The 21512-nt window shown below is 60.7% G+C and carries 17 protein-coding genes; 13 read left to right on the top strand and 4 right to left on the bottom strand.

Features of this window, described 5'->3' with window-relative positions; all coding sequences use genetic code 11:
* Positions 1–17: 17 nt before the first annotated feature.
* From hisS to ACL9RJ_RS10860, 6 genes are all read left to right on the top strand, one after another.
* A complete protein-coding gene (gene hisS / locus ACL9RJ_RS10885; protein ID WP_017123707.1) occupies positions 18–1307 on the top strand; it encodes a histidine--tRNA ligase in 1290 nt (429 codons plus the stop codon).
* A gap of 41 nt (positions 1308–1348) precedes the next feature.
* Complete coding sequence (locus tag ACL9RJ_RS10880) at positions 1349–1990, top strand: tetratricopeptide repeat protein (protein ID WP_017123708.1); 642 nt, start codon at positions 1349–1351, stop codon at positions 1988–1990.
* Complete coding sequence (gene bamB / locus ACL9RJ_RS10875) at positions 1983–3134, top strand: outer membrane protein assembly factor BamB (protein WP_042934352.1); 1152 nt, start codon at positions 1983–1985, stop codon at positions 3132–3134. Before ACL9RJ_RS10880 ends, bamB begins: the two co-directional genes overlap by 8 nt.
* A gap of 281 nt (positions 3135–3415) precedes the next feature.
* Positions 3416–4888 (top strand): ribosome biogenesis GTPase Der, encoded by a 1473-nt coding sequence (gene der, locus ACL9RJ_RS10870; protein ID WP_017123710.1) that lies wholly within the window; start codon positions 3416–3418, stop codon positions 4886–4888.
* 115 nt (positions 4889–5003) lie between these two features.
* Positions 5004–6152, top strand: coding sequence for a pyridoxal phosphate-dependent aminotransferase (locus ACL9RJ_RS10865; protein ID WP_017123711.1), 1149 nt, complete (start codon positions 5004–5006; stop codon positions 6150–6152).
* The gene (locus ACL9RJ_RS10860; protein WP_042934419.1) at positions 6140–6934 is read left to right on the top strand and encodes an amidohydrolase; all 795 of its coding nucleotides are present in this window, start codon (positions 6140–6142) and stop codon (positions 6932–6934) included. Before ACL9RJ_RS10865 ends, ACL9RJ_RS10860 begins: the two co-directional genes overlap by 13 nt.
* Before the next feature lie 301 nt (positions 6935–7235).
* On the opposite strand, the gene leuA is transcribed toward ACL9RJ_RS10860, so the two are convergent.
* From leuA to ACL9RJ_RS10840, 4 genes are all read right to left on the bottom strand, one after another.
* On the bottom strand, positions 7236–8918 hold the full coding sequence (leuA, locus tag ACL9RJ_RS10855) for a 2-isopropylmalate synthase (RefSeq protein ID WP_177117721.1): 1683 nt from the start codon (positions 8916–8918) through the stop codon (positions 7236–7238).
* A gap of 545 nt (positions 8919–9463) precedes the next feature.
* Positions 9464–10285 (bottom strand): peptidoglycan DD-metalloendopeptidase family protein, encoded by an 822-nt coding sequence (locus ACL9RJ_RS10850; RefSeq protein WP_017123714.1) that lies wholly within the window; start codon positions 10283–10285, stop codon positions 9464–9466.
* 18 nt (positions 10286–10303) lie between these two features.
* Entirely contained in the window at positions 10304–11683 is a 1380-nt protein-coding gene (xseA, locus tag ACL9RJ_RS10845) for an exodeoxyribonuclease VII large subunit (protein WP_177116428.1), read from the bottom strand.
* 280 nt (positions 11684–11963) lie between these two features.
* Positions 11964–12863: a LysR family transcriptional regulator gene (locus ACL9RJ_RS10840; RefSeq protein WP_177117718.1), complete on the bottom strand. Its 900-nt coding sequence runs from the start codon at positions 12861–12863 to the stop codon at positions 11964–11966.
* Positions 12864–12963: 100 nt separating this feature from the next.
* Here ACL9RJ_RS10840 and ACL9RJ_RS10835 point away from each other — a divergent pair, with 100 nt between their 5' ends.
* The 7 genes from ACL9RJ_RS10835 to ACL9RJ_RS10805 all read left to right on the top strand — a co-directional run bounded on the left by ACL9RJ_RS10835 (position 12964) and on the right by ACL9RJ_RS10805 (position 21461).
* On the top strand, positions 12964–13731 hold the full coding sequence (locus ACL9RJ_RS10835; RefSeq protein ID WP_177084293.1) for a sulfite exporter TauE/SafE family protein: 768 nt from the start codon (positions 12964–12966) through the stop codon (positions 13729–13731).
* A gap of 54 nt (positions 13732–13785) precedes the next feature.
* A complete protein-coding gene (locus ACL9RJ_RS10830) occupies positions 13786–14334 on the top strand; it encodes a hypothetical protein (protein ID WP_017123719.1) in 549 nt (182 codons plus the stop codon).
* Positions 14335–14416: 82 nt separating this feature from the next.
* Positions 14417–15886 (top strand): IMP dehydrogenase, encoded by a 1470-nt coding sequence (gene guaB / locus ACL9RJ_RS10825; protein WP_017123720.1) that lies wholly within the window; start codon positions 14417–14419, stop codon positions 15884–15886.
* A gap of 105 nt (positions 15887–15991) precedes the next feature.
* Positions 15992–17569 carry a glutamine-hydrolyzing GMP synthase gene (gene guaA, locus ACL9RJ_RS10820; RefSeq protein ID WP_017123721.1) on the top strand — a complete coding sequence of 526 codons (1578 nt, stop codon included), beginning with the start codon at positions 15992–15994 and terminating at the stop codon, positions 17567–17569.
* A 267-nt stretch (positions 17570–17836) separates the two neighbouring features.
* Positions 17837–18115, top strand: coding sequence for a hypothetical protein (locus ACL9RJ_RS10815; protein WP_244861779.1), 279 nt, complete (start codon positions 17837–17839; stop codon positions 18113–18115).
* Between the two features lie 4 nt (positions 18116–18119).
* A complete protein-coding gene (locus tag ACL9RJ_RS10810; protein ID WP_177084295.1) occupies positions 18120–18641 on the top strand; it encodes a helix-turn-helix transcriptional regulator in 522 nt (173 codons plus the stop codon).
* A gap of 117 nt (positions 18642–18758) precedes the next feature.
* Positions 18759–21461: an AAA domain-containing protein gene (locus ACL9RJ_RS10805; protein ID WP_212810079.1), complete on the top strand. Its 2703-nt coding sequence runs from the start codon at positions 18759–18761 to the stop codon at positions 21459–21461.
* Positions 21462–21512: the final 51 nt, after the last annotated feature.

Genomic DNA, 21512 nt, shown 5'->3' with positions numbered 1-21512 from the left:
GAATTTAAGGAAAATCTGTGAGCAAGTCTTTGCAAGCCATTCGTGGCATGAACGACATCCTGCCCGAGCAGACGCCGCTGTGGCGTTATTTCGAGGGCACTGTCGCGCGTTTGCTGGATAACTACGGTTACAAGCAGATCCGTATGCCGATCGTCGAGTTCACCGAGCTGTTCAAGCGCTCCATCGGTGAAGTGACCGACATCGTCGAAAAAGAGATGTACACCTTCGAGGACCGCAACGGCGACTCCCTGACCCTGCGTCCGGAAGGCACCGCGGCCTGTGTGCGGGCGGTGCTGGAGCACGGCATCACCGGTGGTGGCCAGCCGCAGAAACTCTGGTACATCGGCCCGATGTTCCGTCACGAGCGCCCGCAGAAGGGCCGTTACCGCCAGTTCCACCAGATCGGTTGCGAAGTCTTCAATATCGACGGTCCGGACATCGACGCCGAACTGATCGTGCTGACCTGGCGCCTGTGGGGCCTGCTGGGCATCCGCAACGCGGTCAAGCTCGAACTCAACAGCCTGGGCACCAGCGAGTCCCGTGGTCGTTATCGCGAAGCCCTGGTGGAGTTCCTTTCGGCCCGCCTCGACCAGCTGGATGAAGACAGCCAGCGCCGGTTGAAGACCAACCCGTTGCGCGTGCTCGATACCAAGAACGCCGATACCCAGGCGGTCCTGGTGGATGCGCCGAAGCTCGCCGACTACCTCGACGAAGAATCCCGCCTGCATTTCGAAGGCCTCAAGGCCCGCCTGGATGCCGCGGGTATTCCGTACGTGATCAATCCGAAGCTGGTGCGCGGCCTGGATTACTACAGCAAGACCGTTTTCGAATGGGTCACCGACCAGTTGGGCGCCCAGGGCACCGTGTGTGCCGGTGGTCGTTATGACGGCCTGGTGGAACAGATGGGCGGCAAGCCGACCCCGGGCGTGGGGTTTGCCATGGGCATCGAGCGCCTGATCCTGCTGCTGGAAACCCTGGAGCAGGTGCCGGAAGAGATTTCCCGCCAGGTCGATGTCTACCTGTGCGCGTTCGGCGAGGCTGCCGAGCTGGCGGCCCTGGCCCTGAGCGAGAAAGTCCGTGACCAACTGCCGAACCTGCGTTTGCAGGTCAACGCCGGCGCCGGTAGCTTCAAGAGCCAGTTCAAGAAAGCTGACAAGAGTGGTGCGCTGTACGCCTTGATTCTCGGAGACGACGAATTGGCTCAGCAAGTGGTAGGTTTCAAACCCCTGCGTGGCCAGGGCGAGCAACAAAGCATTGCCTGGGATGCTCTTTCCGAGCACTTGTCCACCTGCGTCGTGCAGGGTTGAAGCTGTAAAAACAGCCGATTTAGAGAATAAGGAGTATTGGGGTGTCGAGTTCCGAAGATGATCAGCTGGCGGAGTTGAAGGACTGGTGGCAGCGCAACGGCAAACCCCTGGTCACTGGCGGCCTGTTGGCGCTGGTGGTGGTGTTCGGCTGGCAGGCATGGCACAAATATCAGAGCAACCAGTCGCAAGGCGCCTCGGTGCTCTATCAGGAGTTGCTGGAGTCCACGCTGACGCCTGACGGCAAGCCTGATCCCGCGCGCGTCGCGGACCTGGCCGGCAAGCTCAACACCCAGTTCGGTGGCAGCGCCTACGCGCAGTACGGCAGCCTGTTCGTCGCGAAGGTCGCGGTCGACACCGGCAAGCTGGACGATGCCGCCACCGAGCTCAAGGCCGTGGTCGACAAACCGGTCAATGCCACCCTGGGCGAAGTCGCGCGTCAGCGCCTGGCCCAGGTCATGGCGGCACAGAACAAGGTCGACGACGCACTGAAACTGCTCGACGGCGATGCTGACAAGGCGTTCCTGGCCAGTCGCGAAGAGCTCAAGGGGGACCTGCTGGTTCAACTGGGGCGTACCGATGAAGCCCATGCTGCGTACCAAAAGGCCAAGGCGGCGCTGTCTGATGAAGCAGCGGTCGGTGGCTTACAAATCAAGCTCGACGACTTGGCCAAAGGGGATGCGTGACGTGATCCGTTGGAAACATGCAGCATTGCTGGCTCTGGCCATTCTGGCCGCGGGTTGCAGCAGCAACAGCAAGAAAGAACTGCCACCGGCCGAACTGACTTCCTTCAAGGAAGAAGTGGTTCTGCAGAAGCAGTGGAGCCGCTCCATCGGTGATGGCCAGGGCAAAATCTACAACATGCTGGTGCCGGCGGTCGACGGCGATACCATCTACGCGGCCGATGCGACCGGCGTGGTGGTCTCGATGGACCGCATGAACGGCGACGTGAAGTGGAAGAAGGACCTGGAACTGCCGGTTTCCGGTGCGATCGGCGTCGGCTACGGCCTGGTGCTGATGGGGACCCTCAAGGGCGAGATCATTGCCCTGGACTCCAGCAGCGGCGAAGAAAAATGGCGCGCCCGCGTGACCAGCGAAGTCCTCGCGCCACCGGCCACCAATGGTGACGTGGTGGTGGTACAGACCCAGGATGACCGCGTGATCGGCCTCGATGCCGCCACCGGCAACCAGCGCTGGTTGTACGACAGTACTCCGGCGGTCCTGACCCTGCGCGGTACCGGCGCGCCGATCGTGACCAACCACCTCGCGGTGGCGGGCCTGTCGACCGGCAAGGTGGTCGCCCTGGATACCCAGAACGGCGTGCCGGCCTGGGAAACCCGCGTGGCGATTCCACAAGGTCGTTCGGAACTGGAGCGCGTGGTCGATATCGACGGTGGCCTGCTGTTGTCCGGCGGCACCCTGTATGTCGCCAGCTACCAGGGCCGCATGGCCGCACTGGACCTGGAAAGCGGTCGTGTACTCTGGCAGCGTGATGCTTCCAGCTACGCGGGTGTCGCCCAGGGCTTCGGCAGCGTCTACGTTGCCCTGGCGTCCGGTACCGTGGAAGGTGTCGACGAGCGTTCGACCACCGCTATCTGGAGCAACGACTCCCTGGCTCGCCGCCAGCTGTCGGCTCCGGAAGTGTTTTCCAGCTACGTGGCGGTCGGCGACTTCGAAGGCTACCTGCACCTGCTGAGTCAGGTGGATGGTCGTTTCGTCGGTCGCGAGCGTATCGACAGCGACGGTCTGCGTGCCCGTCCGCTGGTGGTGGGTGACATGATTTACGTGTATGGCAACAGCGGCAAACTGGAAGCCCTGACCATCAAGTAGTGTTTAGCACCTGAAGTTGCCGAGCGAAGATCAGGCAAGGCGAAGAGCAGTGAGCAAGCGGGGTTGACGTGTTCGTCAATGAGCATTGCGAACTGATCTTCAACGCAGCATGATCGAGTTCAGTCGCTTCAGGTGCAAAAAACAGGTTTGACTATGCTTGGGGGTACCCCCAAGCGGCCTTGCTCTGCAAGGTTCGCGGCACCTCGCGGTGCTGCCCCGAGCACCAGCCGCTGCCTCGCAGCGGCTTTTGTATTTTCTGAAATAACGAAGTGGAGAGCCGCATGGTTCCCGTAATCGCCCTGGTGGGCCGACCGAACGTCGGCAAGTCCACCTTGTTCAACCGCCTGACCAGGACTCGCGACGCCATCGTCGGCGACTTGTCCGGTCTGACCCGTGATCGCCAGTACGGTGAGGCAAAGTGGCAAGGGCGCTCCTATATTCTGATCGACACCGGCGGTATCTCCGGCGACGAGCATGGCATGGACGAAAAGATGGCCGAGCAATCGCTGCTGGCCATTGAAGAAGCCGATGTCGTGCTGTTCCTGGTGGATGCCAAGGCCGGCTTCACCGCCGCCGACCAGATGATCGGCGAGCACCTGCGCAAGCGTAACAAGCGTTCCTACGTGGTTGCCAACAAGGTCGACAACATCGACCCGGACATGGCTCGCGCCGAGTTCAGCCCGATGGGCCTGGGCGACGCGATCCCGATCGCCGGCGCCCATGGTCGCGGCATCACCCAGATGCTGGAAATCGCCCTGCGCGACTTCCCCAAAGACGACGAGGAAGAGCCGGAAGACGGCGAAGCCGAGGAAGTCGCCGAAGGTGAAGAAGCCAAGCGCATTCCCGGTCCGAGCGAGAAGGATGGCATCAAGATCGCCATTATCGGTCGGCCGAACGTGGGCAAGTCGACCCTGGTCAACCGCATGCTCGGTGAAGACCGGGTCATCGTCTACGACCAGCCCGGCACCACCCGCGACAGCATCTACATCCCGTTCGAACGCAACGAGGAAAAGTACACGCTGATCGACACCGCCGGTGTGCGCAAGCGCGGCAAGATCCACGAGGAAGTCGAAAAGTTCTCCGTGGTGAAAACCCTGCAGGCGATCAAGGACGCCAACGTCGTGATCTTCGTCATGGACGCCCGCGAAGGCGTGGTCGACCATGACCTCAACCTGCTCGGCTTCGCCCTGGAGTCCGGTCGCGCGCTGGTCATCGCCCTGAACAAGTGGGACGGCATGACCCCGGGCGAACGCGATTTCGTGAAGATCGAGCTGGAGCGCCGGCTGTTCTTCGTTGACTTCGCCGACATCCACTTCATCTCGGCCCTGCACGGCACGGGTGTGGGCAACCTGTACCAGTCGGTGCAGAACTCGTTCAAGTCGGCCGTCACCCGCTGGCCGACCAGCCGCCTGACCCAGATCCTCGAGGATGCGGTGGTCGAGCACGCCCCGCCGATGGTCAACAACCGCCGGATCAAGCTGCGCTACGCTCACCTGGGGGGTGCCAACCCGCCGCTGATCGTGATCCACGGCAACCAGGTCGAGAAAGTACCGAAGTCCTATGTGCGTTATCTGGAAAACACTTACCGCCGTGTCCTGAAGCTGGTCGGTACGCCGATCCGCATCGAGTTCAAAGGTGGCGAGAACCCGTACGAAGGCAACAAGAACACGCTGACCGACCGCCAGGTCAACAAGAAGCGTCGTTTGATGTCGCACCACAAGAAAGCCGACAAGAAGCGCCGCGACAAGCGCTGATTGCGGACCTGCGAAAGGGCGCCCATGGCGCCCTTTTTCATGCCTGGCGGATACGTTATCCTCGAAGCCTCCCGTGCCGTCGTAGAGCCGGGTGTTCAGCAGGGAAAACGGCCCCATGATCACCAGCAAGCTGCCGAATGTCGGCACCACTATCTTTACCCGGATGTCCCAGCTCGCGGTGGAAACCGGCGCGCTGAACCTGTCCCAGGGCTTCCCTGACTTTGATGGACCGCAAGCCCTGCGCGATGCGGTTGGCCGGCATATCGCCAGTGGCCACAACCAGTATGCGCCGATGACCGGCCTGCCGGCCCTGCGTCAGCAGGTGGCGGCGAAGGTCTTCAACAGCTATGGCGTCCATGTGAACGCCGACGCGGAAGTGACCATCACCCCCGGCGCGACCCAGGGCATTTTCTGTGCGATCCAGGCGGTGATTCATCCGGGCGATGAAGTCATCGTCTTCGACCCCAGCTATGACAGCTATGAACCTTCGGTGGAGTTGGCCGGAGGTCGTTGCATCCACGTGCAACTGGGCCTCGACGACTTCGCCATCGACTGGCAGAAACTCCGCGATGCCCTCAGCCCGCGGACCCGGATGATCATCCTCAACACCCCGCACAACCCGAGCGGGGCGCTGATCAGCCATGGCGAACTGGATCAACTGGCGGCGCTGATCGCCGACCGGGATATCTACGTGGTCAGCGACGAGGTCTACGAGCACCTGGTCTATGACGGCGTGCCCCACGCCAGCGTGCTGGCCCATGAGGCGTTGTATCAGCGCGCCTTTGTCGTCAGTTCGTTCGGCAAGACCTACCATGTCACCGGCTGGAAGACCGGCTACGTGATCGCACCGCCGGCGCTGACCGCCGAACTGCGCAAGGTGCACCAGTACGTCAGCTTCTGTGGCGTGACCCCGCTGCAATATGCCCTGGCCGACTACATGGAGGCGCATCCCGAGCATGTCGAGCAATTGCCGGCGTTCTATCAGGGCAAGCGCGACCTGTTCTGCGATCTGCTCAGTCAGTCGCGGTTCAGCTTCAAGCGGGTGGCGGGGACCTACTTCCAACTGGTCGACTACTCACGGATTCGCCCGGACCTGAACGATGTCGACATGGCGGTGTGGATGACCCGCGAGCATGGCGTGGCGGCGATTCCGGTCTCGGTGTTCTACCAGAACCCGCCGGAAGGCCAGCGCCTGGTCCGTCTGTGTTTTGCCAAGCGCGAGGAGACGTTGCGTGAAGCCGCGGAGAAGTTATGCGTGATTTGAGCCGATTGCCTGATCTGAACGTGGCGCTGGTGCAGACCACCCTGGCCTGGCACGACCGCCAGGCCAACCTCGAACATTTTGAGCTGCTGCTGGAGCAGGCGGCGGGGGCTGACCTGGTGATCCTGCCGGAGATGTTCACCACCGGCTTTTCCATGGAATCGCAGACCCTGGCCGAAGCCGAAAACGGTCCGACCAGCCACTGGCTGCGCGAGCAGGCGCAAAAGCTCGGTGCGGTGATCACCGGCAGCGTGATTATCCGCGCCGCCGATGGCAGCCACCGCAATCGTCTGCTGTGGGCGCGGCCGGATGGTGAGGTGCTGCACTATGACAAGCGCCACCTGTTCCGCATGGCGGGCGAGCACAATCATTACACTCCGGGCGAGCGCCAGGTGCAGTTCGAGCTCAAGGGATGGCGGGTACGCCCGCTGATCTGCTATGACCTGCGTTTCCCAGTCTGGAGCCGCGACGCCCAGGACACCGACCTGCTGCTCTACACCGCGAACTGGCCGGGGGCGCGGCGTTTGCACTGGAACCGCCTGCTGCCGGCCCGGGCGATCGAGAACCTGTGCTACGTGGCGGCCGTGAATCGCATCGGCACCGATGGCAAGGGTTTCGCCTACACCGGCGACAGCCAGGTGCTGGACTTCCAGGGTGAGTCGTTGCTGGGGACCGGGGAGGCCGACGGGGTCTTCCAGGTGACCCTGAGCGCGGCGGAGCTGGCTGCCTATCGCGAGCGTTTTCCGGCCAACCTGGATGCTGATACCTTTGTGTTGAATCAGTAACGCCGCGTTATCGTTCATCGCCGGCAAGCCGGCTCCCACAAGGCATTTGTGGCGCACGCTGATCTGCGGTTTGGCATGCTCTCCTGTGGGAGCCGGCTTGCCGGCGATGGCGTCCGAATAGTCGCAGCAAGGCTTGCGGGCCTCATCGCCGGCAAGCCAGCTCCTACAAAGTCCTGGAGACGCTGATATTCTGCGTCGAGGCCCCGACCTGTGGGAGCCGGCTTGCTGGCGATGGCATACTCGAACGCACAAAAAAGCCCCGGGGTTTTCACCACCGGGGCCTTTTCATTGCAGTCGACGCTTATGCCGCCTTGGTGGCATCCACCTGGCTCAGCGAGCGGTTCAGCGCGCTGAACAGGGCCTTGAAGCTGGCGGTGGTGATGTTTTCATCGATACCCACGCCGTGCACCGCACGTTCGCCGTTCACTCGCAGCTCGATATAGGCCGCTGCCTTGGCATTGGTCCCGGCCCCGATGGCGTGCTCGTTGTAGTCCATGATTTCCACCGGAACCGGCAGGCCGGCCACCAGGGCTTCCAAGGCGCCGTTGCCCTTGCCGCGCCAGTGCAGGTTGGTTTCGCCCTGGCCCTTGCCGGAGACTTCCACTTCAACTGCGCTGTGACCGTTCTCTTCCTGCAGGCGATGGCTGACCAGCGCGTACGGGGTGTTGGCCTGCAGGTACTCGCTGTGGAGCAGGGCATGGATCTGCTGTGCGGTCATCTCCAGGCCGAGACGGTCGGTTTCGCGCTGGACCACCTGGCTGAACTCGATCTGCATGCGACGTGGCAGGCTGATGCCGTATTCCTGTTCCAGCAGATAGGCGATACCGCCCTTGCCCGACTGACTGTTGACGCGGATCACCGCCTCGTAGCTGCGACCGATGTCGGCCGGGTCGATCGGCAGGTAGGGCACTTCCCACAGTCCGTCGGATTTCTGCTGGGCGAAGCCCTTGCGGATCGCGTCCTGGTGGGAGCCGGAGAAAGCGGTGTGAACCAGGTCGCCGACATACGGATGACGCGGGTGCACCTGGATCTGGTTGCACTCCTCGACCACCTTGCGCACGCCATCGATATCGGAGAAGTCCAGCTTGGGGTCGAGACCCTGGGTGTACATGTTCAGGGCCACGGTCACCAGGTCGACGTTACCGGTACGCTCGCCGTTGCCGAACAGGCAGCCTTCGACACGGTCGGCGCCGGCCATCAGGCCCAGCTCGGTGGCGGCCACGCCGGTGCCACGGTCGTTGTGGGTGTGCAGGCTGATGATCACGCTGTCACGGCGGTTGATATGACGACCGAACCACTCGATCTGGTCGGCATAGATGTTCGGTGTGGCGCATTCGACGGTCGCGGGCAGGTTGAGGATCACCTTGTGCTCGGGCGTCGGGTTCCAGACTTCGATCACCGCGTCACAGACTTCCTTGGCGAACTCCAGCTCGGTGGCGCTGAAAGTTTCCGGCGAGTACTCGAACTGCCACTGGGTTTCCGGCTGCTGGGCGGCATATTTGACGAACAGCTTGGCTGCGTTCACCGCGATGTCCTTCACGCCCTGCTTGTCCTGGTTGAAGACGATGCGGCGGAACGACGGGCTGGTGGCGTTGTAGAGGTGCACGATGGCTTTCTTCGCGCCGCGCAGGGATTCGAAGGTGCGGGCGATGAGGTCTTCACGGGCCTGGGTCAGCACCTGGATGGTGGTGTCGTCGGGGATATGGCCTTCTTCGATCAGCGTCCGGACGAAGTCGAAGTCGGTTTGCGAAGCGGCCGGGAAGGACGCTTCGATTTCCTTGACGCCGACACTGACCAGGGTTTTCCAGAAACGCAGCTTTTTCACCGCGTCCATCGGTTCGATCAGCGACTGGTTGCCGTCGCGCAGGTCGGAGCTGCACCAGATCGGCACGCTGGTGATGGTTTTCGATGGCCAGGTGCGATCGGGCAGATCGATGGTCGGAAATGCGCGGTACTTCGAAGACGGGTCTTTGAGCATGCTCATGGAGAAATTCCTTGTGGTCAGGGCCGAAAAGAGGCGGCCAGCCGGTAAAACGTTGTCAGGGAGAAACCTGGGGATGAGGCACCGCGATTCAGCCCGGCAGTCGTGCACTGACGAGGCAGAGGCTGCGGTGTTGACGGCGCTGAATGAGGGTGTGGGAAGTTTTCATGCTTTCAACCCTAACCACTGGGGTGAAAGATGGCAAGCCTGTGGGAAAAATTGAGAGGAATACCCGTAAAATTGGCTTATACGAGATTTTATTTTGCGTGAGTGGCGGAAAGTCTAGAACAATTGCGCACTATTTTGGCGCTGCGCAATCTTTCCTGGCGGTGCTGCTGGTCGCGATGCCGGTCTGCGCGGCGAGTGCGCTCCTTGTGGGAGCCGGCAAGCCAGCTCCTACAAAGTCCTGGAGACGCTGATATTCTGCGGTGAGGCCCCGATCTGTGGGAGCCGGCTTGCTGGCGATGGCGTCCGAATAGTCGCAGCAGGGCTTGCGGGCCTCATCGCTGGCAAGCCAGCTCCTACAAGGGGGCGTGGTGTCCTTGGGATCAGGGCTGGAACGCGCCGATAAAGATCGCCGGATCGACCCGTGTTTCATTGAGGCTGATATTCCAGTGCAGATGCGGCCCTGTCGCCCGCCCGGTCGCACCGACCAGGCCGACCACCGCGCCGCGTGCCAGTGACTGGCCTGCTTTGACATCGATCCTGGAAAGATGACAGAACATGCTGATAAAACCCTGGCCATGATCGACGAACACGGTGTTGCCATTGAAGAAGTAGTTGCCGGTCAGGATCACCTTGCCGGCGGCCGGTGCCTTGATCGGCGTGCCGGTGGGCACGGCGAAATCCAGTCCCGCGTGTGGGTTGCGTTCTTCGCCATTGAAGAAACGCCGCACGCCGAACTTGCTCGACAGCGGGCCGTTCACGGGTTTGTCCAGCAGCAGGTTGCTCGGGAACACGGGACTGAAGGTGCGATAGGCCGCCAGTTGTGCGACCACTTCGGCATCGATGCGTTTGACGTCTTCGGGATTCGGATTGACCTGGCGTTTGTTTTTCAGGGTGATGTGCTGTTCCTGATACTTCTTGGGGCCGACCCTGAAGTCGAGGTTGCGATCGCCCGAACTGATCTGCTGGCTGCCGGGTTTGACGGTCAGCGGGATACCGACGATCGCCAGCCAGTTGTTCTGCTCCTTGACCACCAGCACCGGTTTGCCCTGGTAGCTGGCCTTGGGCGCCTGGGCCGCGGGTCCGAGATCGACCACGGCCACGCCACCGGGCACGGGTTTGTTCAGCAGGCGGGTGATATAGCTGTCCGCGTGGGCGTTGAAGGCCAGGCCCAGCACCAGCAGGGCGGCAAGAAAACGGGGCATGCTCGGGTCCCTTGAGATTCAGTCCAGTAGAGAAAGGGTGACAGGCGTCAGGTGGTTGTCTTCGACTCGCACCTGCAGTTCGCCTTCCGCCAGTTTCGCCTTCAGGCGCTGGCCGGGGCGAGTCTGCCCGGCACTGCGGATCGCCTGCCCACGCTCGTCCAGCAGGATACTGTAGCCACGCCCCAGGGTTGCCAACGGACTTACTACATGAAGTGTCTGCACCTGGCTTTGCAGTTGCAGGCGCCGGGCCTTGAGACCTTCGCGCATGGCCCGGGGCAGGCGTTCGGACAGGCTCTCCAGGCGCTGACGCAGCAGGGCCAGCTGACGTCCCGGATGCTGCCCGGCGAGACGGGTTTCCAGGCGCAGCAGTTTTTCCCGGCGGGTATTGAGCTGGCGTTCGAACGCCCGGCGCATGCGCATGTCCAGGTCATCCAGGCGCTGGGCCTGCTGGCGCAGGCGCTCGCCGGGGTGGCGCAGGCGTCGGGCGAGGCCATCGAGGCGCAGGCGGTCGCGCATCAGCCGGTCGCGGATACGCATCACCAGCCGGCGGTGCAGGCTCTCGACCCGGCGTTGCAGGTCGCTGGAATCGGGGGCCAGCAGTTCCGCGGCCGCCGAAGGCGTCGGGGCCCGGACGTCGGCCACGAAGTCGCTGATGGACACATCGGTTTCATGACCGACGGCGCTGACAATCGGCGTTACGCAGGCATCCACGGCGCGGGCCACGGCCTCTTCGTTGAAGCACCAGAGGTCTTCCAGCGAGCCGCCGCCACGGGCCAGGATCAGCGCATCGAAGCCCTTGGTATCGGCGATTCTCAAGGCGCGCACGATCTGCGCCGTGGCTTCGCGGCCCTGGACCGCCGTGGGAATCAGGGTCAGTTCGACTTGCGGCGCGCGGCGGCGGAAGACGCTGATGATGTCGCGGATCACCGCGCCGGTCGGTGAGCTGATGATGCCGATCCGCTGCGGGTGAGCGGGCAGGGCAACCTTGCGTTCGGCACTGAACAGGCCTTCGGCGTCGAGCTTTTCCTTGAGCGCGTCGAACGCCAGGCGTAGCGCGCCATCGCCGGCCGGTTCAACGGTATCGAGGATCAACTGGTAGTCGCCCCGGCCCTCGAACAGCGAGACCTTGCCTCGCACCTTGACTGCCAGGCCATCCTTCAACGCCTGGCGCACGCGTGCGGCGTTCTGCCGGAACAGCGCGCAACGCACCTGGGCGCCGCTGTCCTTGAGGGTGAAATAGATGTGGCCGGAGGCCGGGCGGGCGAGGTTGGAGATTTCGCCTTCGACCCAGATATTGCTGAACACGTCTTCCAGCAACACCCGCGCGCGGCCGTTGAGCTGGCTGACAGTGAGGACTTCGCGGTCGAGGCCCAGGCGTGAAAAGGGATCTTTAATCATGGGCCGCATGATAAAGGCATTCGGTTGGCAATCTCCATGGCTATGAGCACTCCCCGTGTGGGAGCCGGCTTGCTGGCGATGGCGTTCGAGTGCTCGCAGTAGGGCTTGCGGGCCTCATCGCTGGCAAGCCAGCTCCTACAAAGTCCTGGAGACGCTGATGTTCCGCGGCGAGGCCTCGACCTGTGGGAGCCGGCTTGCTGGCGATGGCGCCCGAGTACTCGCAGCAGGGCTTGCGGGCCTCATCGCTGGCAAGCCAGCTCCTACAGGTTTATCGGTGTTTTCAAGGGCGTTGCAGGTCTTCGCTGAAGCGCTCGACAAATTGCGCCACCAGCGGCGTCGGCTCCTGTCGACAGGCGAGGGCCAGGGTGCTCTGGCAATCCGGATCCTTGAGGGGCAGGAAATGGATATTGCCCGGCGCAATGTCGCGCATCGACTCGGGCAGCAGGGCGATGCCGAATCCCGCCTGGATCAACTGCAACTGGGTGGTCTTGCGCGATACCACCCGGGCAGCTCGGGGAAAGAAGCCCTGGCGCATGCACAACTCCGCCGACAGGTAGCTCAAGCCGCCGCGCTGGGGGTGAGGAATGGAAATAAACGCCTCGTCCTTCAGCAACGCCAGGTCGATGCCCTCGGTCGAGTCTGCCAGCGGATGATTCGGCGGCACCGCCAGGAGCAACCGCTCGCTGAACAACGGCACGATCTGCACCCCCTCGCGCTGGCGCAGTACCGGCAGGCGCAGCAGGCCGATATCCAGTCTCCCCTCGGCCAGTTCTTCCAACTGGGCCTCGGAGGACAGCTTGACGATATCCATCGATGCCCCCGGACTCTGTTCGAGGAAATGACTGATTGCCCGCAACAGTCTGCCGCTCATCGGGACAGTACTCGAATGACTGAGGCGCAGGGTGCCGAGCTGGCCCTTGCCGACCTGGGTAGCCAGCTCGCTGGCCTTGCTCAGTTCGCCCAGCAGGTTTCTCGCCCGCGGATAGAAGGCTTCGCCCGCAGCGGTCAGTCGCGGCAGGCGCGCCGTGCGTTCGAACAACGGCGTCTGCAAATGGTTTTCCAGTTCCTTGATCTGTCGGCTCAAGGCGGACTGCGCGATAAACAAGCGTTCGGCGGCCGCACTGAAGCTGCCGGATTCGGCGATCTCGACGAAGTAGCGCAGTTGGCGGGTGGAAATCACAAGTCATGCCTTTTCGAGATGAGTAGCGGGCTTTGAATATATTAGTCGCAAGGCTCGCCACTGGCTAAAGTCAATCGAACCCATTGTGGAAGTGTTCTTCATGAGTCTTGTCGCGCTGTTGAACCAATGGCCATTCAGTGCCACCGACTGGCTGGTGGTGGAACTGGGCATTGCCCTGGCCTATATCGTCTTTGGCGTGGCCGGGTTTGGTACGGCGCTGGTGGCGGGACCGATCCTGATCCTGTTCATGCCGTTGTCGAAGATCGTGCCGTTGCTGGTGCTGCTGGATTTTGTCGCGGCGTTCGGCAACCTGCTGCCGTCACGCAAGGATGTCGCCAGGTCCGAGTTACTGCGTTTGCTGCCGTGCATGGCCGTGGGCTGCACGCTTGGCGTGGTCTTTCTGCTGAATCTGCATTCCGATGTATTGCTACTGTTGATGGGCCTGTTCATCAGCGCCTATGCGATCCATAGCCTGCTGATCAAGGTCCGCCCCGGGCAGTTGGCGGCGGCCTGGGCGGTGCCCATGGGCACCGTGGGCGGGATGTTCGGGGCGCTGTTCGGCAGTGGCGGTTTTCTCTATGCCATCTATCTCAACAGTCGTTTGCCCAAGGATGCGGCGCGGGCCACGCAAAGTGCGCTGATCAGTTGCAGCACGGTGGTGCGTCTGTCGCTATTCGTGATCGCCGGGGTCTATGCCGAGCTACCCTTGTTGCTGTTGGCGGTGTGCTTGTTGCCGGCGATGGCGCTGGGGTTGTGGATCGGCCGACGTCTGACCCGACGGCTGTCACGGGAAGCCTTCGTGCGCCTGGTGACCTGGCTGGTACTGGCCAGCGGCATCGCCCTGATCACCCGTTATTTCAGTACTTGACCTGATGGTGGCAGGGATTAAGCTGCCGGGTCGCAAACGCTCCAGGCCGTCCCCATGAACTCCCAAAGCATCATTGTCCCGAAAATCTCCACCTTGCCGGTCCATGAGCCAAGGGCCCGGGCCATCGTGCGCTGGCTGGTGCGCAAGAACATCATCGAGGAAGAACTCACCACCTGCGGTCGCACCGGCAATCGCATGGGCCATGCCATCGCGCCCGGTGCCGCCGAGGTGGTCCTGCATCCCCAGGCGTTGCCGTTCGGCGAGCCGATCAACGGCCTGGAGATCATCACCAAGCGCTGCATCTATACCCCGGCCAAGGGCTTTCTCGAGGAGGCGGGATGTGCCGAGTGTCGCAAGGAAGTCGGCGAGGCCCTGTTCGACAGCCTGGAAGACTGGATGCCGGGGCGCACCGAAAACTTCATCTGTCCGTTGTGCGGGCACGAAGACGATATCAACGGTTTCCTGTTCCTGCAGGAGTGCGGCTTTTCCAACCTGGGTTTCATCTTCAACAACTGGGCGGAAGCCGGCTTCAAGCAGGCTTTTCTCGATGAGTTCGCCGACTGGCTGGACCAGCCGGTGGCCTGGGTGAAAGTCGAGCTGTAAATAGGCCAAGGTTTACATTGAGCCCAGGGCCTTGTATGAGTATAATGGCGCGCTTCCATTTTCCCGCTCGGGAGCCCCCGCGATGCTGCGTATCAGCCAAGAAGCTCTGACCTTCGACGACATTCTCCTAGTGCCCGGTTATTCCGAGGTGCTTCCCAACGAAGTCAGTCTCAAGACCCGTCTCACCCGTGGCATCGAGCTGAATATTCCGCTGGTTTCCGCCGCCATGGACACCGTGACCGAAGCCCGTCTGGCCATTGCCATGGCCCAGGAAGGCGGTATCGGCATCATCCACAAGAACATGACCATCGAGCAGCAGGCTGCCGAAGTGCGCAAGGTCAAGAAGTTCGAAGCCGGTGTCGTCAAGGACCCGATCACCATCGAGGCCGATGCCTCGGTACGTGACCTGCTCGAACTGACCCGCATGCACAACATCTCCGGTGTGCCGGTACTGCACGACGGCGACCTGGTCGGCATCGTCACCTCGCGCGACGTGCGTTTCGAAACCCGCATGGATGTCCCGGTTCGCGAAGTGATGACGCCCAAAGAGCGCCTGGTCACTGTCCGCGAAGGCGCCAACAAGCACGAAGTCCGCGAGCTGCTGCACAAGCACCGCCTGGAAAAAGTGCTGATCGTCGACGACAAGTTCGCCCTCAAGGGCATGATGACCGTCAAGGACATCGAGAAATCCAAGGCCTGGCCACTGGCGAGCAAGGACGACCAGGGTCGCCTGCGTGTCGGTGCCGCGGTCGGTACCGGCAAGGACACAGCTGATCGCGTTGCTGCGCTGGTCAATGCCGGTGTCGACGTGGTGGTGGTCGACACCGCCCACGGTCACTCCAAGGGTGTGATCGACCGCGTTCGCTGGGTCAAGCAGAACTTCCCGGAAGTACAGGTGATCGGCGGCAACATCGCCACCGGCGCTGCCGCCAAGGCCCTGGCCGAGGCAGGCGCGGATGCGGTCAAGGTCGGTATCGGCCCTGGCTCGATCTGCACCACCCGTATCGTCGCTGGTGTCGGCGTCCCGCAGATCAGCGCCATCGCCAACGTCGCCGCCGCCCTTGAAGGCACCGGCGTCCCGTTGATCGCCGACGGCGGCATCCGTTTCTCCGGTGACCTGTCCAAGGCCATCGTTGCCGGTGCCTCCTGCGTGATGATGGGTTCGATGTTCGCCGGTACCGAAGAGGCTCCGGGCGAGATCGAGCTGTTCCAGGGGCGTTCCTACAAGGCCTATCGCGGCATGGGTTCGCTGGGTGCGATGTCGCAGTCCCAGGGTTCCTCCGACCGTTACTTCCAGGACTCCTCCGCGGGTGCCGAGAAGCTGGTGCCGGAAGGTATCGAAGGTCGCGTCCCGTACAAGGGCACCCTGACCGCCATCGTCCATCAACTGATGGGCGGCCTGCGTTCCTCGATGGGCTACACCGGCAGCGCCAACATCGAGGAAATGCGCACCAAGCCTGAATTTGTGCGCATCACCGGTGCCGGCATGGCCGAATCTCACGTCCACGACGTGCAGATCACCAAGGAAGCTCCAAACTATCGCGTAGGTTGATAGTGATCGCCTCCTGGTGCTGACCTGGAGGCGATTGATGAATTTGAACCGGGGCTGTTGATGACAGCCCCGTGTTGTTTCTGATTTCACAGACGAGAATGACCCATGGCCCTCGACATTCACGCCCACCGCATCCTGATCCTCGACTTCGGTTCCCAATACACCCAACTGATCGCCCGCCGCGTGCGTGAAATCGGCGTGTACTGCGAACTGCATCCGTTCGACATGGACGACGAAGCGATTCGCGAATTCGCTCCCAAAGGCGTCATCCTCGCCGGCGGTCCCGAGTCCGTGCACGAAGCCAACAGCCCGCGTTGCCCGCAGGCGGTGTTCGACCTGGGCGTGCCGGTCTTCGGTATCTGCTACGGCATGCAGACCATGGCCGAGCAGATGGGCGGCAAGGTCGAAGGTTCCGAGCTGCGTGAATTCGGTTATGCCCGTGTCGATGTGGTCGGCAAGAGCCGCCTGCTGGACGGCATCGAAGACCACGTCGACGCCGACGGCCTGTTCGGTCTCGACGTCTGGATGAGCCACGGTGACAAGGTCACCCGCATGCCGGAAGACTTTCACATCCTGGCCAGCACCCCGAGCTGCCCGATTGCCGGCATGTTCAACGACGACCTGCGTTACTACGGCGTGCAGTTCCACCCGGAAGTGACCCACACCAAGCAGGGCGGTCGTATCCTGTCGCGCTTCATCCTCGATATCTGTGGCTGTGAAGCGCTGTGGACCCCGTCGAAGATCGCCGAAGACGCCATCGCCCAGGTGCGTGCCCAGGTGGGGACCGACAACGTCCTGCTGGGCCTGTCTGGCGGTGTCGACTCCTCGGTGGTTGCGGCCCTGCTGCACAAGGCCATCGGCGACCAGCTGACCTGCGTCTTCGTCGACAACGGCCTGCTGCGCCTGCACGAAGGCGAGCAAGTGATGGCCATGTTCGCCGAGAACATGGGCGTCAAGGTGATCCGCGCCAACGCCGAAGAACAGTTCCTGAACAACCTGGCCGGCGAGTCCGACCCGGAGAAGAAGCGCAAGATCATCGGCCGGACCTTTATCGACGTGTTCGATGCCGAATCCTGCAAGCTGGACAACATCAAGTACCTGGCCCAGGGCACCATCTACCCGGACGTGATCGAGTCGGCTGGCGCAAAAAGCGGCAAGGCCCACGTGATCAAGTCCCACCACAACGTCGGTGGCCTGCCGGAAGAGATGAACCTCAAGCTGGTCGAGCCGCTGCGCGAGCTGTTCAAGGACGAGGTCCGTCGCCTCGGCCTGGAACTCGGCCTGCCGTACGACATGGTCTATCGCCACCCATTCCCGGGCCCGGGCCTGGGCGTGCGGATCCTGGGTGAAGTGAAGAAGGAATACGCTGACCTGCTGCGTCGCGCCGACCATATCTTCATCGAAGAACTGCGCAAGGCCGACTGGTACCACAAGGTCAGCCAGGCTTTCGTGGTGTTCCAGCCGGTGAAATCGGTGGGTGTGGTCGGTGACGGTCGTCGTTACGCCTGGGTCGTGGCCCTGCGCGCGGTGGAAACCATCGACTTCATGACCGCCCGTTGGGCACACCTGCCGTACGAACTGCTGGAAACCGTCAGCGGCCGGATCATCAACGAGATCGAAGGCATCTCCCGCGTCACCTACGACGTGTCGAGCAAGCCGCCGGCAACCATCGAGTGGGAATGATCCCCGCGTGATATAGGCCTCAAGCGTTGAAAGCAAGGGCGGTCATACCTCGGTATGACCGCCTTTTTCGTTTCAGGCGGTAAGGAAATTCGGCGTTTCTACCCGCGCAATATCCCGCAAACACATTGATCCAACTGGGTTTTCTGTCTCCCTACACTCAAGAAATGAGCGCCGGGTTGAAGCGTCGCTCGAGTCATTTTTTTTCGATAAACGGGCTTGGTTGTCAATTGACAACTTTTTTCTGTGGCGAGAGACTGGGGGCAATGGATGGCCAGGGCAAGACACCCGATCAAGGAGATCGAAAATGTACTGCGTCATGCCGAGGAGTGTGGCTGGCGAATCAAGGTGGGTGGTTCGCATGCTTGGGGCAGAATGTACTGCCCGCTCAACAGCGGGTTGTGTCGATGTGGCGAGTTCTGCATGACGAGCGTGTATAGCACTCCGCGTAACGTTTACAGACATGTTCGTGAGCTGCGGTTGGTTATTGATAACTGTGATCTGAACCGTATCGATGATGAGCCTCCGATCGAAATATTTAAGGAGTAGAAGTATGGAGGAATATGAATTCACTCTGAGATACCAGCTCTCGGAGCAAAACAATGATCCTGACGTCTTGATCGAACTTCTGCTGGAGAACGGTTGCGATGACTCGCTCGTTGGCTCGGGAATCCCTGGAAAGCTGGCGCTGAAATTCTGCAGGGATGCCGAGAGCGCCAGGCAGGCACTGCTCAGCGCCTTGCAGGACGTCAAACGCGCCATTCCTGACGCTCGGCTCATCGAGGTACTGCCGGATATGGTCGGCCTTTCAGATATCGCCGATATCGTCGGCGTTTCGCGGCAGAACATGCGCAAACTCATGCTCAATCATTCGGCGTCCTTTCCGCTGGCCGTCCACGAAGGCAGTGCCTCTGTCTGGCACCTGGCGGAAGTACTGGGTTGGCTCGACGGCCGCGGTTATGACCTTGATCCACTGATCATCGAAACCGCGCAGGCGGCCCAGGTTATCAATCTCACGAAAGCGACCAGCAAGCTGGCTGCCGTGAACCCGGAGTGGTTGGCGTTGGTGCTGTGAGTCTTTGCAAGGTATTGCTGCTCGTGATATCTGAGTGATATCAAAATGGAATTATCAGGGTGTATCCTGACGCCATGGTGATATCCCTTTCCTCGGAGCAATTCTGCATAAGGCTATATGATTTCTATCTACATGGATGGTGAAGATCAAACTGGGAAGTTCCGCGACTGGAAGATACGGCCGGGTGATCAAGGTGGAGAGTTGATACTGACTTGCGATCTCCACACGGGTGAGAAACGCAGTCTTCCCTTGAGCAATTGTCGTGTTCTCCCTACCAGGGCCATACAGGGAAAACTCCTCATGCAGAAAAAGCAGACGGAGTTCAACCCTGTGGATAGCGTGCATATCTACGGAGAAAAGTATGCCGTCGTTAAATACCCGGGGAGTCAGAAGAGCTACGTCAACAAGCTACATGATGTTGCGTTCGTCCCGGAGACTGCGCTCAAGGACGACGCTATTTTTCGCTATTTCGTGTCTGTGGCCAACATTCGCATGGGGCAGGCGAAGCCCCAGGACAGACCCATCGCCGAAAACGTGTTACGCCAGCTGAATCAGGTGCTCCCTCATGGCGACACCGTACTGCATGCCTATTGCACGGGACAAAGCAGCCCGCAGCAATCTGAGGGCAATTTTATCTACCCCTTCGGAGTCAATGAGAGCCAACTCGATGCGGTGGAGCGAGCTTTCAGTTCGCAAGTCAGTCTGGTCGAAGGACCTCCAGGCACCGGGAAAACCCAAACGATATTGAACATCATCGCCAATATTTTATTACGCGGAAAAACGGTCGCGATTCTGTCGAATAACAATGCGGCGGTGGAAAACGTTTATGAAAAACTAGGCAAGGTCGGACTGGGGTACCTGGTTGCCAAGTTGGGGAGTACCGAGAATCGAAAGATTTTTTTCAGTGATATCCCTGCTATACCATCCGCAGTCAGCGCCCCCGCCCCTGATATGCCGCATATTCAAGCCACTTTGCAGGGTTTGAAGCAGTTTCTTCGTGCTCAGAACGAACTGGCGCGGCTGCAGGGTGAGGTCGATGAGTTGGCCATAGAGCAGCAGTATCTGTTGCAATGGCAACGCGAGAACATGACGACAGCCCCTGTTCCCTTGGGAAAGTACAGGCTGTCCGCGCAACAGAGCGTGGAGCTGATGGTTTACATGGCCCACCTTGCCGAGAGTCGTATCAGGCTCAGGGATAGGGTCGAGCTGCTGCTCAACTTCAGAATCCTGCGCATGAAGCCTTTTGACAATTGGGACAAGCGCCAGTCCCTGATCTATTCCTTGCAACTGCATTTCTACGAGAAGGCACTACAGGATAAAAAGTCTGAATTGGCGAGCTGCCGGGAAGTATTGGAGCGCGGTAAGTTCAAGGCGTTGCTGGACGAGTTGACCTGCGCTTCGATGGCACATCTGAAACAACATCTCCAGCAGCATGCCACTGCCCACGAAGCATTTGACATGGAAAACTATCGGAAAAAATTCGATAAATTCCTGAAACGCTACCCGATCCTGGGTAGCAGTACGCATTCCATCATCAACTCGATCGGTCGTGGGGCGCTTCTCGACTATGTCATCATCGACGAGGCCTCACAGCAGGATATCGTGCCGGGAATACTGGCGTTGGGTTGCGCCAGAAATCTCATCGTCGTTGGGGACCGCAAGCAACTGCCGCACATCCCGGCGAAACTGGGCATCGCCGCGCCCGTCGATGCCTATGATTGCGAAAAATACAGCCTGCTTGATTCGTGCGTCAGTGTTTTCAGCGACACGGTTCCAATGACACTGCTCAAGGAACATTATCGCTGCCATCCCAGGATCATCCAGTTCTGCAACCAGCAGTTCTACGACAACCAACTGATTCCAATGACCCGCGACTCGGGTGAGAAACCATTGCAGTTGCTCGTCACTGGTAAGGGCAATCACACGCGAAGAAATGCCAATTTCAGAGAGATGGAGTCAGTGCTCGAGATGCTGAAGTGGGATGGCGAAAGTGAGTGGGACGCTGAAAGCAGCAGGGGATTCATTGCACCTTACAGGGCACAGGTTTCTCTTTCAGAGACGCATCTGCCGGCGGATTTCGTAAAAAACACCGTGCACAAGTTTCAGGGGCGTGAGTGCGATGAAATCGTCTTCTCCACCGTGCTGGACAAGAAACAGTTCAGCCAGAGAAGCCTTGCTTTCGTGGATGATCCTCATCTGGTCAATGTGGCGGTATCGAGAGCCAGGAACCGTTTCACCCTGGTGACCGGTGACGATGTATTCGGAGGTAACGGTCATATCGCTGCCCTGGTGCGCTACATGGAGTATTACGCCGGGGAGCAACAGATTCACCGATCCCTTCTCATTTCGGCTTTTGATCTGCTCTACAAGGAATACGATCAATCGCTTGAGAAGCTCAACTCCCGGCTGCGGCCAAACGATTCACGATACAAATCCGAGCAGATCGTGGCGCAACTACTGCGTGAAGCTTTATCTCGGGAGTCCTGTCGGGCAATGACATTCCACTCCCAGATTCGCCTGAATCAGCTGGTTTCATTGGATAACCAGGCACTGACGCCCGCAGAGCGGCTTTTCATGGCGAATCGTGCCAGCTGCGACTTTGTGCTCTATTTCAAAGTGGGAAAAACACCGTTAGGTGTCATCGAGGTCGATGGCGGTTACCACGACACGGTACTCCAGGCTGCACGGGACGAGTTGAAAAACAGCATTTTGAGCAAGAGCGGTATACCGTTGCTGCGATTGCCAACCATCGCGAGTCGCGTCGAGGAAAAGATCACGGACTTCCTGGCGCAGTGGACGAGCGATCTTTCCAAGGTGTGAGTTCTCTGTCCGCTGCCCTGAAGGGCCCAACAGGGCCACCACACCGTCAGG

It is taken from the genome of Pseudomonas sp. Mn2068 (assembly GCF_049319725.1).
GTDB lineage: Bacteria > Pseudomonadota > Gammaproteobacteria > Pseudomonadales > Pseudomonadaceae > Aquipseudomonas > Aquipseudomonas gingeri.
Note: the sequence above shows the minus strand (reverse complement) of the source record. Positions and strands in the feature narration are given on the sequence as shown.